Genomic DNA, 14,182 nt, shown 5'->3' on the forward strand with positions numbered 1-14,182 from the left:
GGACGTGCAGGTCAACACGTTTCAGAGATCGCGGCGCACCAGGAACTCCAACAGGGACCGCAGCTCGTCGGCCGGCCCGGTCTCCAGGGGAACGCCGGCGAGAGCCGTCTCCACGGCGGCAATGTGCCGACGGGCCTCCGCCAGCGTCGCCGTACGGCCACCGGCCTCCTCGATCAGCCCGGCAGTCACGGCGGGTTCGGCACCCGATTCCAGCAGTGCGGCGAGGTACTCAGCGCCGGGGGCGGAGAGCGCGGTCAGCACCGGGAAGGTCTTCTTGCGCTCCCGCAGATCGCCGTGCACGGGCTTGCCGGTAACCGCCGGGTCGCCCCAGATCCCCAGGACGTCGTCGACCAGCTGGAAGGCGATGCCCAGATGCCGTCCCGCCCGGTCCAGCGCGGCGACTGTCGCAGGGGGCGCCCCGCCGAGTACGGCACCGAGCGCGGCCGAACAACCCAGCAGTGCACCGGTCTTGCCCCCGGCCATCGCCCGGTACTCGTCGGGACGCACCCGCTCCGGCCCCGTCCAGGGACGCGCCGCGAACAGCAGGTCGTCCGCCTGTCCGTGCACCAGGTCACCGAGCGCCGTGGACAGCAGGCGCAACCCGCCCGCGCCGCCCGGGGCCGCAGCGAGCGTCTCCACGGCCAGCGCGAACAGGGCGTCGCCCGCGAGAACGGCCGGTCCCGTGCCGTATGTCTTCCACACCGTGGGGCGGCGGCGCCGGGTCTCGTCGCCGTCCATGATGTCGTCGTGCAGCAGCGAGAAGGTGTGCACCAGTTCCACTGTCACGGCAGCGGCGATCCCGGCCCGCGCAGGCGCACCGGTGACTTCCGCGCCGAGTACGGCGAGGGCCTGCCGTACGCCCTTGCCGCCCGGCGCGACGACGGGCGTACCGCCCACCTCGCACCAGCCGAACGAGTAGGCCGCCAACTCGCCCAGCCACGGATGCAGCCGCCCGACCGTCTCCTTCAGCGCGGGGTGCACCAACTCCCGGCAGCGGTCGAGGACTTGGGGTGCGGTCGGTGCCGCTACGACTGAGGGGAGCGCCGTCACCGTACGACCTCCACCGCGACGCCCAGCTCGTCCTGCGCCCGTGCCACCATCTCGCGCGCGTGCCGCAGCCCTATGTGCTCCAACACCCGTGCCAGATCGGCCAGTTCGGCCGCTGTCTCGGCACTGTCGCGGCCCAGGCGGGCCAGGGACTTGGCCAGGCCCAGCCGTGAGAGCGCCTCGCCGCGCGGCTCGCTCATCGCGCGGAACTCGGCGAGCGCCTGCTCGTAGAGGTCCCGCGCCTCGGCGTAACGCCCGTCGCGGTACAGGACGTTGCCGCGCATCTTGTGGTTGTACGCGAGCGCGCTGGAGAGATTCATCGCACGACAGCTCTCCTCGGCCTCGGACAGCAGGCCGAGTGCCCGCTCGGGGTCCCGGTCACGCACCGAGACGATGTCGGCGAGTCCACGCAGCGCCCAGGCGTGCCCGCGCCGGTCGTCGGCGCCCGCCGCGATCGTGGCCGCCTCCTCGAACATCGCGTACGCCGTGTCGTAGGAACCCCTGTTGCGATGGATCTGTGCGATGCCCTCCAGCGCCCACACCGTGTGCCGGGCCTCGCCGCGCTTGCGGGCCTCGGCCAGCAACTGTTCGTGCAGCCGCGCCACGGCCTCGTAGTCACCCTGGATACGGCCGGTCTCGGCGAGGCCCGCCAGTGAGTATCCCCGTACGACGATGTCGCCGCCGCGCTCGCCGAGTTCGGCCGCGAGCCCCAACAGCCGCCAGGCCAGCGGGAAGGCGCCGCGCTGCCGGGCCAGGGTTCCGCCGCTCCACAGGGCCCAGGCCATCGCGGCCGTGTCCCCGCCCTCGCGGGCCGCGCGGTAACTCGCCTTCCACGCCCGGTCCGCCTCCCGCACCTGCCCGAGCCGCCGGTGCGCCTCGGCGACCGCGAGCCCCGAGCGGGCCGCCTCGCCGCGCTGCCCCGACCGCTCGGCCGCCGCCAACTGCTCGGTGCCGGCGGCCAGTACGTCGACCAGTGAGGAGTTCACGGACAGGGCGGTGAGGGCGCCCTGGTACTCCGGAGCGAATGCCTTGCCGTACATCGATGCCTTTCGGTTTGTATACACCGCATGTAGACACTGTGTGTATACATGCGGTGTATAGAGCGTCGAAAATCAGCCCTGGCCGTGGGGGCCAGGGCGTCATCTGCTGTTGCGGATCAAGACGTCGATGCGGTCGGCGAGGTTGCCTGTGAGGCGCAGATCACTCGCCGGACCTCAGTGCTGCTGCGCCTTCTGCGGAGTCACCTCGCTGGGCCGTACGACGACGAACCCCTCGCCCTGGAGCATGAGTTGGACGGCCTCGCCCGAGCCGCCCCGCAGCATCGACCCGATGGACTGCGAACGGTGCAGCGAGGTCTGGAGGTTGGCCGACCAGCCGACCACCGCGTCCGTGTCGACGAACACCGGGTACTGCGGCGAGACGGGTATGACCAGCGGGTTGCCCTCGCAGACCAGACCCAGCTTGCCCTGCCCGCTGAAGACACTGTTGAACAGGCCGCCGCCGGCGATGCCGGAGCCCTTCACCGTCTTGATCGCGTACGACAACGAGGCGTCGAAACACAGGACGTTGCGGCCGTTGACGGTGAACTCGTCACCGGGGTCGATCTCGACCACGAAACAGTTCTGCGCCTCGTGCGCGAACCACGCCTCGCCCTGGCCGCGCACCGCCATCAGCGGCAGGCCCTCACCGGTGACCACACGCTTGAGCATGCCGCCAACGCCCTGGCCCTTGCGCTCGAACTGGAGGTTGCCGCGGTAGGCGATCATCGCCCCCTGGCGGGCGAGCATCTCGCCGTTGACCGCATACCTGATGCACTTGGCATTCTCGACGGTCATGCCCGGCGCGGTGGCCGGCTGCACCATGTGCTCACTGGAAAACAGATCACCCTTCATGCGGGCATCCTGACCCGGAAGATCTCATTCCGCCAAGATCGTGGAGGGGGTGACCTCGTCGGACGGTCAGGCGCCGAAGAGTTGCGTCCAGTACGTCCCCATCTGTCCGCCGCCCGCGAAGCCGATGCCTATGTGGGTGAAGTCCGGCTTGAGGATGTTGGCACGGTGGCCGGGGCTGTTCATCCAGCCCTCCACGACCTCGGCGGGGGAGCGCTGACCGCAGGCGATGTTCTCGCCGATCGTGCGCCTGCGTGAGCCCGCGGCGGCGGCCCGGTCCCAGGGCTGGGAGCCGTCGGGGGAGGTGTGCGAATAGAAGGCCCGGGCCACCATGTCCGTGCTGTGCGCCTGCGCGGCGGCGGCGAGCAATGGGTCCACGGCCAGGGGAGGCAGCCCGGCCCTGGCCCGCTCCGCGTTGGTCGACTCGACGACTTTCGCCGCTGTCTGGGCCAGGTTGCCCGTGGTGATCGGCGTTGCCCACAACGCCGTCCAGTAGACGTCACCGGAGCGGGGATCGACGGCTTGGGCCGGTCCCACGTGGGTGAAGGCCTGCTCCAGCAGCGTGTGTCGGGCCTGTTCGGTGCGGAGACAGTAGTCGACGAACTCCGCGGGGGTGCGCGGACCCGAGACCAGGTGCTCGCCGACGGTGAGATAGGTGTATCCGGCGTGGGTCACGCGCTGGTACACGGAGGTGCCGTCGCGGCTCTCGGTGCTGAGGTGCCCTGCGGCGGCCATGTCGGAGACATGGGCCTGTGCGGCGGAGGTGAGGCGGGAGTCCGGGGACACCGGCGGGCAACCGGCCTTGGCACGCGCGGAGTTGACCAGGGTCACGAAGCCGGTGGGGTCAGGTGCCGGGGAGTTGGGCAGGCCGGGGCGGGGCGCCGAGCGGGGAGCGGGCACGGACGCCGATCGCACGGCGGCAGGAGGTGTGTCCTCGACGATGTCCACGCCGAAGTCCCGTGCGATGCCCGCGAGTCCGTCGGCGTAGCCCTGCCCCAGTGCACGCAGCTTCCAGTCCGTGCCGCGACGGTAGAGCTCGGCGAGGAGCAGGACGGTCTCCCGCTGGGGGCGGGCCGGGGTGAAACGGGCGAGCGGACGGCTGCCCGCGTCCGCGACATGCAGGGTGGGTGCCGGCAGGCGGCCCAGTGGTGTGCCGGGGTCGGCGGGGCTGACGACGACGGTGACCCGGGCGGCGCCGGCGCGGAGGCGGGCCGGGTCGACGGTCAGGGTGTCGCCCTGGAGGCGGGCTCCGGTCACGGTCGGCTGGTTGTAGAACACGAAGTCCGCGTCACCGCCGACCTTGCCGCTCTCGTCCGTGATCAACGCCGACACGTCGAACGGGCCGGGCACCCGCAGGGTCATGGCACCGCCCGGGAGAGGCAGATTGCCGCCCGGCACCAGCTCGTCCATGGCACCGCCCTCGCTGTTCGTGCCCGGGGGAGTACCCGGTGGGGGAGTTCGTCCCCCACTCAACGTCCCACCGGGGCGGGAGGGTTCCCGCAGGGCGCGACGGGGCCCGGGCGGCGGCGCTTCCCGGGCCCCGTCCTCGCGTGCACTCAGTCGCGGGCGATGCCCGGCGCGATGTCCTCGTAGGCCATGTGCCGTTCGGTCACGTAGGAGCCCCGGCCGGTGAGCGGTGAACCCTCGATCGTCCTGGTGCGCTTGCCGCAGAACGCCGACTCCAGGGTGCCCGCCATCGTGTTCAGCACCGTGCCGTTGTTGGAGGTGTTGGCCAGCGCGGTGAGACTGCGGCGGCCGTCCTCCGAGGTGAAGGAGTAGGTGTAGAAACCCTGCACCGCGCCCGTGTGGCCGTACACGGAGACGCCGCAGGACAGGTCGCGCCGGCGCAGCCCGAGGCCGTACCGCGTCGTGCTGTTGACCGGAGTCCACCGCTCCATCTGCGCGAGCGCGGCGGCGGAGGTGAGCCTGCCGGAGAGCAGGGCGGAGAAGAAGGTGTTCAGGTCGTGGGTGGTGGAGATGAGCGCGCCCGCGCTCTGGGCCCAGGACACCGTCTGGTCGGTCGCGTCGACCGGTTGCGTGCCCGCGCGGTCCTGGGTGAGGTAACCGTGGGCGTGGCGGCCCGGGATCTTCGTCTCCGGGTGGACGTAGAAGGTGTCGCGCAGCTTGAGCGGCTTGATGATGCGGTTGCGGTACTCGGTCCCCACGGAGTGGCCGGTCAGCTTCTCGATGAGCATCCCGGCGACCACGAAGTTGGTGTTCGAGTACGAATAGGCGGCGCCCGGCGCGTTGGTGCGCGGGTGCTTCAGGGACAGCCGCACCAGCTGCCGGTAGGTGAAGACCTTGTCGCGTACGGCCTCGAAACCGGATACCGAGTTGGCGAACATGGAGTTCGTGTAGTCGTACAGGCCGCTGCGATGGCTCAGCAGGTGCCGCACGGTGATCCGCTTGTCCGGCAGCAGGCCGGGCAGGTAGCGGTCGACCGAGGCGTCCAGGTCGAGTTTGTGCGCGTCGACGAGTTGGAGCAGGACGACGGCGGAGAACGACTTGGTGACGCTGCCGATCCGGAAGCGGTCGGCGTTGTCGATGGCCCGGTGTGTCGCGCGGTCGTCGATGCCTGCGGCGGCCGTGCGGACGGAGCCGCGGTCGTCGATGCGGGCGATCGCCCCGGGTGCGCCCTGTGTCGTCAGGGTGCGCAGCACGGCACGGAGACCCGCCATGTCGGGCGCCGGGAGTGCGACCGCTCGGCTGTCCGTGGTGTCCGGCTCGTGGGTCGCGGCGTGGGCGGGTACCGCCGTGAGCGTCACCAGCGCGGCTGCGGACACCGTGGCTCCGCGCAGCGTTCTTGAGACCATCCGGTTCTCTCCCGTTCTCTGTATGCGAGATCCGTCACAGTCGCGCGAGGCAACCTTCTCGCAGCCCGTCACATCTCCACAGGTGTCGCACAGTTGGTCACTCGCTGATCACTGGGCGACGCGGATTTGCAAAGTATTGCCATGAAAGCCACGAAAACCGTTGATTTCGGCTTTACATGCACATGACTGATCCGTAAGGGTTTCGCCTCGGGGCCCGACCAGCCCCCTGGGCGCTGTCAACCGCGCCCGGTCTCAAGGCGGTTGGCGATCCCGGCCGCCTCGAAGCGAGGAGCCCTCACCCATGCGTGGATCCCACATACGCGGCCTGGCGGTCGCCGTCGCCGTGACGACGGCCGCCACCGGACTGGCCGGAACGGCCTTCGCGGGACCGGCCACGGGGACGGACCACGCGGTGGCGGCCACCGGCACCACCGCCGCGTCGGTCGTCACCGCCGCGCGTGCCGCCGCCTTCGCGCACGCGGCGGCGACCGGTGTCGTCCCGGGCGACGGACTCCGGGCCAAGGACGTGATGATCGACCCCGAGGGCGCACGTCATGTCCGGTTCATCCGTACGCACCAGGGCATGCCGGTCCTCGGCGGCGACCTCGTCGTCCACCTCTCCCACCGGCTCGCCTACACCGGAGTCACCAGGGCGGCCGACCGCAGCGTCGAACCCGCCACCACCCGCCCCGAACTGACGGCGGCGGAGGCCGAGACGAAGGCCGCGGCCGTCGCGAAGGGCGACGCGGGCACCGCCCGCCTCGTGGTCGACGCCCGCGACGGCCGGGCCGCCCTCGCCTACCAGGTCCCCGTCAGCGACAGCGACACCGCCGAGGCCACCGGCACCCGCACCGTCGTCATCGACGCCGTCACCGGCACGGTCCGCAGCAACACCCCCGACAGCGACGAGTTCCTCTCACCCGAACTGCTCGACACCCTGCGCGAGCGCGGCGAGCCCCTGAACCCCGCCACCGGCACCGCCGCACAGCCGACCGCGCTCACCGCGGCCACTGCGGCGCGCGCGGCCCACTACCCGGTCACCGCCACGGGCACCGGCACCTCCCTCTTCGTCGGCAAGGTGCCGCTGACCACCACCCGCACGGCACGCACCAGTTACCTCCTCAAGGACCCGACGCGCTGGGGCACCGAGACCCGCGACGCCAAGGGGCAGGAACTGGAGAGCTTCGCGCGCGGCAAGGCGTTCACCAGCACCACCGACAAGTGGGGCAACGGCACCGTCTCGCACCGCGACAGCGCCGCCGTCGACGCCCAGTACGGCATCACCAAGACCCTCGACTTCTACAAGAAGACCTTCGGCCGCAAGGGCATAGCGAACGACGGCAAGGCCGCGCGCGGCATGGTCCACTTCGGCAACAAGGTGGCCAACGCCTTCTGGGACTCGACCTGCGACTGCATGCTCTACGGCGACGGTGACGGCGACATGTTCAAGAAGCCGCTCGTCGTCCTCGACGTCACGGGGCACGAGCTGACCCACGGTGTCGTGGACGCCACCGCCGAGCTGGAGCCGACCCGCGTCGACGCGGACGGCAACCAGTACGGCGAGGCGGGCTCCCTGAACGAGTCCCTGGCGGACATCTTCGGCTCCAACGTCGAGTTCAGCGCCAACAACGCGAAGAACCCGCCGAACTACCTCATCGGCGAGAAACTCGGCCTCGCCCAGAAGTTCCTGCGCCGCCTCGATCACCCTTCCCTCGACAAGCTCGAAGGCACCATCGACTACTGGTCGCCCCAGACCTACGACGCCGAGGTGCACGCGGGTTCGGGTGTCTCCTCGCACGCGTACTACCTCCTCGCCGAGGGCAGCGGACGCAAGACGATCGGCGGCTTCGCCTACGACTCGCCCACCTACGACGGGTCCACGGTCACCGGCATCGGACGTGCCAAGGCCACCGCGATCTTCTACCGCGCGCTCACCCGCTACATGGTGTCCACCACCGACTTCCACGACGCGCGCCTCGCCACGCTGAAGGCGGCGGCGGACCTCTACGGCGCGAACAGCACGGCGTACCAGACCGTCGACAAGGCCTGGGCCGCCGTGAACGTCACGGTCGCCAACACCCCCGCGGCCAGGCACTGACGACCCTCCGGGTGTCCCGCCACGAGCGGGGCACCCGGAGGCCGGGCCGCCTCAGATCCACTGCTTCTCGACCTCCTCGGACACCGTGAACACGGCCTCGCAGGAAGGGCAACTCGCCTTCCCGAACACATACGTCAACGCGGTCGCGACCTCCGTCTGCCCGAACTCGACCGCCTCGCCGTGCAGTCGCGCACCGGTGCCGTCGAGCGCGTCGGGCGTGGCCGGTATCAACTCCGTCCGCCCCTCGGTGTCCGCCTCCTTGCCCGCGCCGGTCACGTAGTCGCCGGCCGAGGTGAAGACGCCGTACGAGCCGAACGCGACGTACAGGCCCTCCTCGCACTCGGGGCATTCGAGGTCGTACTCCTCGCTGTTCACGCCCTCCAGGGCCTCGGCCCACACCTCGCCGCCGCCCTCGAAGGCGAGCACGGCCATCTGCAGATAGACGAAGGTGTGCGCGTCCTGCGTCGGGTCGGCGCGCAACCGGCGTGCGACGCCGAGCAGTTGGCCTATCTCGCGCGCATAGCGCTGGTGGCACTCCTCGTCCGGGTCGGTGGTGATCAGCCCGGCCATGGTGACCGCCTGTATCGGCCCGCCCGGTGCCCGCTCCAGCGCGATGTCGACGAGCACGGGCATCGCCGCCCAACTCGCGTCGTACACCGACCCCTGGTGGCACAGCGAACCCCACAACTCCTGCCACACCGCTTCGTCCTCGGAGCCGCCGAGGCGCGCGAACAGGCCGGGGATGTCCTCGGCGCTGCCGTAGGCGTGGGTCAGCTCGGACCAGTCGATCGTCGTCATACGGCGATTGTGCCGCCCGCCACTGACAACGCGGGTCCGGCCTCGGGCAGCTCCGTTAGACCTGTCGTCAACTTGGACCGGACGAATCCTGCTTCTTTCATTGACGACGGAAAAGAAGGCATCTAGGTTCCGGCCATGCGCTCGATCCCCCACACCGAGTCGTTTCCGGCCCACACGCCGGCCGCCTCACAGGTGTTCACGACCGTGCTGTCCCACGGCCCCCTCACCCGGCTTGAGGTGGCCCGCCGGGCCGGGCTGTCGGCGGCGGCCGTGACCAAGGCGGTCCGGCCGCTGATCGAGGCGGGGTACCTGGCGGAGGGCGCCGACGAGGACGCGCCCCCGGCGCTGGGGCGGCCCGCGAACCTCGTCCGGGTCGACGGCGGGCGCGCGCTGTTCATCGGGGTCAAGGTGGCCGGCGACGAGATCATCGGCGTGCTCACCGATCTGTGCTGCCGCATCCGGGTCGCCCGCCATGTGCCGCTGACCGACCGCGACCCCAGGGCGGTGCTGGCCTCGATCTCGGACCTGGCCCAGGAACTCCGCAGCGAGGCGGACGAGTTGGGCATCCAGGTGGTCGGTCTCGGCCTCGCGGTCTCCGGCGACGTGGACCGCGGCGAAGGCGTCGTCCGCTACTCGCCGTTCCTGGAGTGGCGGGACGTACCGCTCGCCGAACTGGCCGCCATGACCACGGGGTTGCCGGTCACGGTCGACAACGACGTGCGCGCGCTGACCGTCGCCGAGCAGTGGTTCGGCGCCGGCGCCGGTCTCACGGACTTCGCCGTGGTGACCGTCGGCGCGGGCATCGGCTGCGGGCTGGTCGTACACGGCCGGGTCGTCGCCGGCGCCCACGGCGTCGCCGGGGAGATCGGCCATGTCGTCGTCGATCCCGCCGGGCCCCGCTGCCACTGCGGCAACCGCGGCTGCGTCGAGGCGATCGCCGGGGACGCCGCGATCGTCGCCCGCGTCCGCGAGGTGACGGGCGTACAGGTCGCCGACACCTCCGAGGCCGTGGCCCTCGCCCACCGGGGCGACGCCGGAGCCCGCGAGGTCTACGCGCGGGCCGGGGAGGCCATCGGCCGGGGCATCGCGACCGTGGCCAACCTGCTCGGCCCCGAACGCGTGATCATCTCCGGTGAAGGGCTCGCCGCCTACGACCTGTTCGCCGAGCAGATCCGCGACTCCTTCGCCGAGGCCGCCTTCGGCTCCGCCGCCCGCTGCGACGTACGCACCCGCCCCCTGCCCTTCGACGAGTGGGCGCGCGGGGCCGCCGCCACCGCGATCCAGTCCTTCATCCGAGCCGCCGACTAGCCCGCACGATCACCCTCCGACCCGCACGAGGAGCCCAACGATGTACTCCCTCACGCCTGTTCGCGCCCTGAGAGCCATGGTGGTCCTGGCCCTCACCGCCGGCTTCGCCACCCACCTCCCCACCGCGCACGCGGACACCGCGCCGGCCGTCGCCGCCAAGCCCTATATGGGCTGGTCGAGTTGGAGCATGCAGTCGTCCAAGTACCCCGGCCTCAACCCGGACGGCGACTACAGCTACCTCACCGAGGCGAACGTCGACAAGCAGACGGACGCGCTCGCCAGCAAGCTGAAGAAGTACGGCTACGACCACGTCAACATCGACGCCGGCTGGTGGATGGACAAGACCTGGAAGTCCGGATTCGACCAGTACGGACGCCAGAAGGCCGACCCGGTCCGCTTCCCCAGCGGCATGAAGGCCGTCGCCGACCGCATCCACTCGAAGGGCCTCAAGGCCGGCATCTACCTGCCCGCGGGCCTGGAGAAGGGGGCCTACGGCGACGGGAAGACGCCCGTCTGGAACGCGGACGGCTGCACCACCGCCGACATCGTCTACAGCGACCTGCGCACCACCAACGGCTGGGACAGCGCGTACAAGATCGACTTCTCGCGGCCCTGCGCCCAGAAGTACATCGACTCGCAGGCCCAGTTGATCGCCGGCTGGGGCTACGACTTCCTCAAGCTGGACGGTGTCGGCCCCGGTTCGGGCAAGAGCGGTGATCAATACGACAACGTTGCCGACGTGGCCGCCTGGAACAAGGCCATCACCGCCACCGGACGCCCGATCCACCTGGAACTCTCCTGGTCCCTCGACTACGGCCACGCCGCCGACTGGAAGAAGTACTCCAACGGCTGGCGCATCGACACCGACGTCGAGTGCTACTGCAACACCCTTGTCAGCTGGGAGAATTCGGTCGACGACCGCTGGGACGACGCCCCGGCCTGGACCGGCCAGGCGGGCCCCGGCGGCTGGAACGACCTCGACTCCCTCGACGTCGGCAACGGCGCGATGGACGGCCTGACCAAGGCGGAACGCCAGAGCTACGCCACCCTCTGGGCCGTCGCCAAGTCCCCGCTGTTCACCGGCGACGACCTCACCCGGCTCGACGACTACGGCCTCTCCTTCCTCACCAACCGTGAGGTCATCGCCGTAGACCAGAGCGACGCGCCGCCCGCCCGTCCCGTCACCCCGTCCGACGCCCAGCAGGTGTGGGCCGCCAAGAACCCCAACGGCACTTACACCGTCGCCCTGTTCAACCTCGCCAGTGCCCCCGCCGCCGTCTCCGCGAACTGGACGACCCTCGGCTTCACCGGCAAGGCCGACGTCCGTGACCTCTGGAACCACGAGGACCTGGGCTCCTACACCAACAAGGTGACCCAGGCCCTGCCCGCCCACGGTTCCCGCCTCTTCACCGTCACCCCGCACGGCAGCGCCGTCACCTCGACCGCCTACGAGGCCGAGGCCACCACCAACACCCTCAGCGGCAACGCCAACATCGCGGACTGCTCGGCCTGTTCGGGTGCGCACAAGGTCGGCAACCTCTACCTCGGCGGCAAGCTCACCATCAACAACGTCGTCGCCGCCAAGGCCGGCACCTACCAGGTGAAGATCGCCTACGTCAGCGGCGACTCCCGCTCGGTGGCCATCTCCGCGAACGGCAACGGCGCCACCAGCCACAAGTTCCCGTCCACCGGCGACTGGGGGACCGTCGGGACGGTCAGCGTGCCGGTGGCCCTGAAGGCGGGCGCCAACACCATCACCTTCGACAGCGGTTCGAGCTACGCACCGGACATCGACCGGATCGACGTGCCCAAGTCCTCCTCCTGAGCCGACCTTTTCGGAGATCCCCATGTCCAGTGCACCGTTCGACCTGCCCAGACGCAACGTCCTCGCCCTCGCCGCGGCCACCGGCGCCCTCGTCGGCCTGCCCGCCTTCACCGCCTCGGCGACGCCGGAGCGACCCGCCAACACCACATACAGCGGCGGCACTTCACGCAACACCCTGTGGTGGCAGGCGCCCGCCGACGACAACTCGATGATCGAACAGGGCCTCCCCGTCGGCAACGGCCGGCTTGGTGCCCTCGCGAGCAACGACCCCGGCCACGAGGTCCTCCTCGTCACCGACGCCACCATGTGGACCGGCGGCCTCAACGACACCCTCGACTCGGACGGTCAATTCCCCTACGGCCGCGCCGACTTCGGCTCCCTCACGCTGCTGGCCCGACTCACCGTCGACATCCCCGACCACGACCTGGGCGCGGTCTCCGGCTACCGCCGCACCCTCGACCTGGAACAGGGCGTGGCCACCACCTCGTACGTCCGCTCCGGAGTGACGTACCAGCGGCAGCTGTTCGCCAGCCGACCCGACGACGTGATCGTCCTGCACTTCACCCAGAACGGCGGCGGACGCTACACCGGCACCGTCGACCTCGCGGGCACGCACGGCGAACCGGCCGCGGACGCCCGCTCGTTCGGCGGCACCCTGGCCAACGGCCTGCGCTACGGCGCCGCCGTCACGGCGTACGGCACCGGCGGCAGCGTCACGGTGAACGGCTCACGCGTCGCGTTCACCGGCTGCAAGGACGTCACCGTCGTAGTCAGCGGCGGCACCAACTACGCGCCCAACGCGGCGGCCCACTACCGCGATCCGTCCCTCGACCCGCAGCAGCTGGCCCGCACCAAGGTCGCCGCAGCCGCCAAGCACACGGCGGCCACCCTGCTGCACACCCATGTCGCCGATCACGGAGCGCTGTTCGGGCAGTTGGGCATCGCGCTCGGTACCTCGTCCGCCGACCAGCGCGCCCTGGACACCTGGGAGCGGCTCCAGGCCCGAGCCCGCGACGGCGTGGCCGACCCCGAACTCGAAGCCGCCTACCTCCAGTTCGGCCGCTATCTGATGATCGCCGGCTCCCGGGGGAGCCTGCCGATGGGCCTCCAGGGGAACTGGCTCGACGGCAACGACCCCGACTGGATGGGCGATTACCACACCGACATCAACATCCAGATGAACTACTGGATGGCCGACCGCGCCGGACTCTCCCAGTGCTTCGACGCGTTCACCGACTACTGCGTCGCCCAGCTCCCCGACTGGACCGACGTCACGCGCAGACTCTTCAACGACCCCCGCAACCGCTACCGCAACTCCAGCGGAAAGAACGCCGGTTGGACCGTCGCCATCTCCACCAACCCCTACGGCGGCGGAGGTTGGTGGTGGCACCCGGCCGGAAACGCCTGGCTGAGCAACACCCTCTGGGAGCACTACGAGTTCACGGGCTCACGCGCCCACCTCGCGAAGATCTACCCGCTCCTCAAGGGCGCCGTCGAGTTCTGGGAGGCGCGACTGCTCACCACGACGCTGCCCGGCAGCTCGAAGGAGGTGCTGATCGCCGACAGCGACTGGTCGCCCGAGCAGGGTCCGCTCGACGCGAAGGGCATCACCTACGCCCAGGAACTGGTGTGGGCGTTGTTCGGCAACTACTGCGTCGCGGCAGCCGAGTTGAAGAAGGACACCGGCTACGCGGGCACGATCGCCGGGCTCCGCAAGAAGCTGTATCTCCCGGTGGTCAGCCCCAAGACGGGCTGGCTGGAGGAGTGGATGTCCCCGGACAACCTCGGGGAGACCACACACCGGCACCTGTCCCCGCTCATCGGACTCTTCCCGGGCGACCGCATCCGCCCCGACGGCTCCACCCCGAAGGACATCGTCGACGGCGCCACCGCCCTGCTCACCGCCCGCGGCATGGAGAGCTTCGGCTGGGCCAACGCCTGGCGCAGCCTGTGCTGGTCGCGGCTCAAGAACGCCGACAACGCCTACCAGCTGATCGTCAACAACCTCCGCCCGTCCACCAACGGCAGCAACGGCACCGCCTCCAACCTCTTCGACATCTACCAGGTCGACGTGGGCCGCGGCATCTTCCAGATCGAGGCCAACTTCGGCACCCCCGCCGCGATGATCGAGATGCTCCTCTACTCCCGCCCCGGCCATCTGGAACTCCTCCCGGCCCTCCCCGACGCATGGGCCGAGTCCGGATCCGTCACCGGTGTCGGCGCCCGCGGCGGCTTCGTCGTGGACCTCCACTGGAAGAACGGGAAGCCGACCGAGGTGAAGATCCGCAGTATCAACGGCCGGACCACGACAGTGGCCTTCGGCGCCACCACCCGGACGGTGCGGCTGACACCGGGCGCGTCCGTCACCCTGCGGGACTTCGCCCGGTGACGGGCCGACGGGCAT

10 protein-coding genes are annotated in these 14,182 nt (G+C 70.4%); 4 read left to right on the forward strand and 6 right to left on the reverse strand.

The genetic code is table 11. The features are described from left to right. Positions 1–21 precede the first annotated feature (21 nt). The 5 genes from OC490_RS26315 to OC490_RS26335 form a co-directional block, all read right to left on the reverse strand. A complete protein-coding gene (locus OC490_RS26315) occupies positions 22–1,050 on the reverse strand; it encodes a polyprenyl synthetase family protein (RefSeq protein ID WP_262060460.1) in 1,029 nt (342 codons plus the stop codon). Continuing rightward, positions 1,047–2,087: a tetratricopeptide repeat protein gene (locus OC490_RS26320; RefSeq protein ID WP_262060461.1), complete on the reverse strand. Its 1,041-nt coding sequence runs from the start codon at positions 2,085–2,087 to the stop codon at positions 1,047–1,049. Before OC490_RS26320 ends, OC490_RS26315 begins: the two co-directional genes overlap by 4 nt. 174 nt (positions 2,088–2,261) lie before the next feature. Continuing rightward, on the reverse strand, positions 2,262–2,939 hold the full coding sequence (locus tag OC490_RS26325; protein ID WP_262060462.1) for an AIM24 family protein: 678 nt from the start codon (positions 2,937–2,939) through the stop codon (positions 2,262–2,264). 66 nt (positions 2,940–3,005) lie between these two features. Further along, the gene (locus OC490_RS26330; protein WP_262060463.1) at positions 3,006–4,346 is read right to left on the reverse strand and encodes a CAP domain-containing protein; all 1,341 of its coding nucleotides are present in this window, start codon (positions 4,344–4,346) and stop codon (positions 3,006–3,008) included. Between the two features lie 146 nt (positions 4,347–4,492). After that, a complete protein-coding gene (locus OC490_RS26335; protein ID WP_262060464.1) occupies positions 4,493–5,749 on the reverse strand; it encodes a serine hydrolase domain-containing protein in 1,257 nt (418 codons plus the stop codon). A gap of 301 nt (positions 5,750–6,050) precedes the next feature. On the opposite strand from OC490_RS26335, the gene OC490_RS26340 reads away from it, so the two are divergent. Continuing rightward, a complete protein-coding gene (locus OC490_RS26340; RefSeq protein ID WP_262060465.1) occupies positions 6,051–7,847 on the forward strand; it encodes a M4 family metallopeptidase in 1,797 nt (598 codons plus the stop codon). A gap of 51 nt (positions 7,848–7,898) precedes the next feature. Here the strand turns inward: OC490_RS26340 and OC490_RS26345 are convergent, their stop codons facing one another. Continuing rightward, on the reverse strand, positions 7,899–8,645 hold the full coding sequence (locus OC490_RS26345) for a hypothetical protein (protein ID WP_262060466.1): 747 nt from the start codon (positions 8,643–8,645) through the stop codon (positions 7,899–7,901). A 135-nt stretch (positions 8,646–8,780) separates the two neighbouring features. On the opposite strand from OC490_RS26345, the gene OC490_RS26350 reads away from it, so the two are divergent. The 3 genes from OC490_RS26350 to OC490_RS26360 are packed head-to-tail and all read left to right on the forward strand — an operon-like array spanning position 8,781 to position 14,167. After that, entirely contained in the window at positions 8,781–9,953 is a 1,173-nt protein-coding gene (locus tag OC490_RS26350; protein WP_262060467.1) for an ROK family transcriptional regulator, read from the forward strand. Positions 9,954–9,993: 40 nt separating this feature from the next. Beyond that, entirely contained in the window at positions 9,994–11,778 is a 1,785-nt protein-coding gene (locus OC490_RS26355; protein WP_262060468.1) for an alpha-galactosidase D, read from the forward strand. Positions 11,779–11,800: 22 nt separating this feature from the next. After that, a complete protein-coding gene (locus tag OC490_RS26360) occupies positions 11,801–14,167 on the forward strand; it encodes a glycoside hydrolase family 95 protein (protein WP_262060469.1) in 2,367 nt (788 codons plus the stop codon). Positions 14,168–14,182: the final 15 nt, after the last annotated feature.

The organism is Streptomyces sp. STR69 (assembly GCF_024519455.1).
Classification (GTDB): domain Bacteria; phylum Actinomycetota; class Actinomycetes; order Streptomycetales; family Streptomycetaceae; genus Streptomyces.

Excerpts from the sequence above, each read along its gene's own strand:
- OC490_RS26320 (WP_262060461.1), bottom strand. The coding sequence starts at position 2,087 with ATGTACGGCAAGGCATTCGCTCCGGAGTACCAGGGCGCCCTCACCGCC.
- OC490_RS26325 (WP_262060462.1), bottom strand. The coding sequence starts at position 2,939 with ATGAAGGGTGATCTGTTTTCCAGTGAGCACATGGTGCAGCCGGCCACC.
- OC490_RS26330 (WP_262060463.1), bottom strand. The coding sequence starts at position 4,346 with ATGGACGAGCTGGTGCCGGGCGGCAATCTGCCTCTCCCGGGCGGTGCC.
- OC490_RS26335 (WP_262060464.1), bottom strand. The coding sequence starts at position 5,749 with ATGGTCTCAAGAACGCTGCGCGGAGCCACGGTGTCCGCAGCCGCGCTG.
- OC490_RS26340 (WP_262060465.1), top strand. The coding sequence starts at position 6,051 with ATGCGTGGATCCCACATACGCGGCCTGGCGGTCGCCGTCGCCGTGACG.
- OC490_RS26345 (WP_262060466.1), bottom strand. The coding sequence starts at position 8,645 with ATGACGACGATCGACTGGTCCGAGCTGACCCACGCCTACGGCAGCGCC.
- OC490_RS26350 (WP_262060467.1), top strand. The coding sequence starts at position 8,781 with ATGCGCTCGATCCCCCACACCGAGTCGTTTCCGGCCCACACGCCGGCC.
- OC490_RS26355 (WP_262060468.1), top strand. The coding sequence starts at position 9,994 with ATGTACTCCCTCACGCCTGTTCGCGCCCTGAGAGCCATGGTGGTCCTG.
- OC490_RS26360 (WP_262060469.1), top strand. The coding sequence starts at position 11,801 with ATGTCCAGTGCACCGTTCGACCTGCCCAGACGCAACGTCCTCGCCCTC.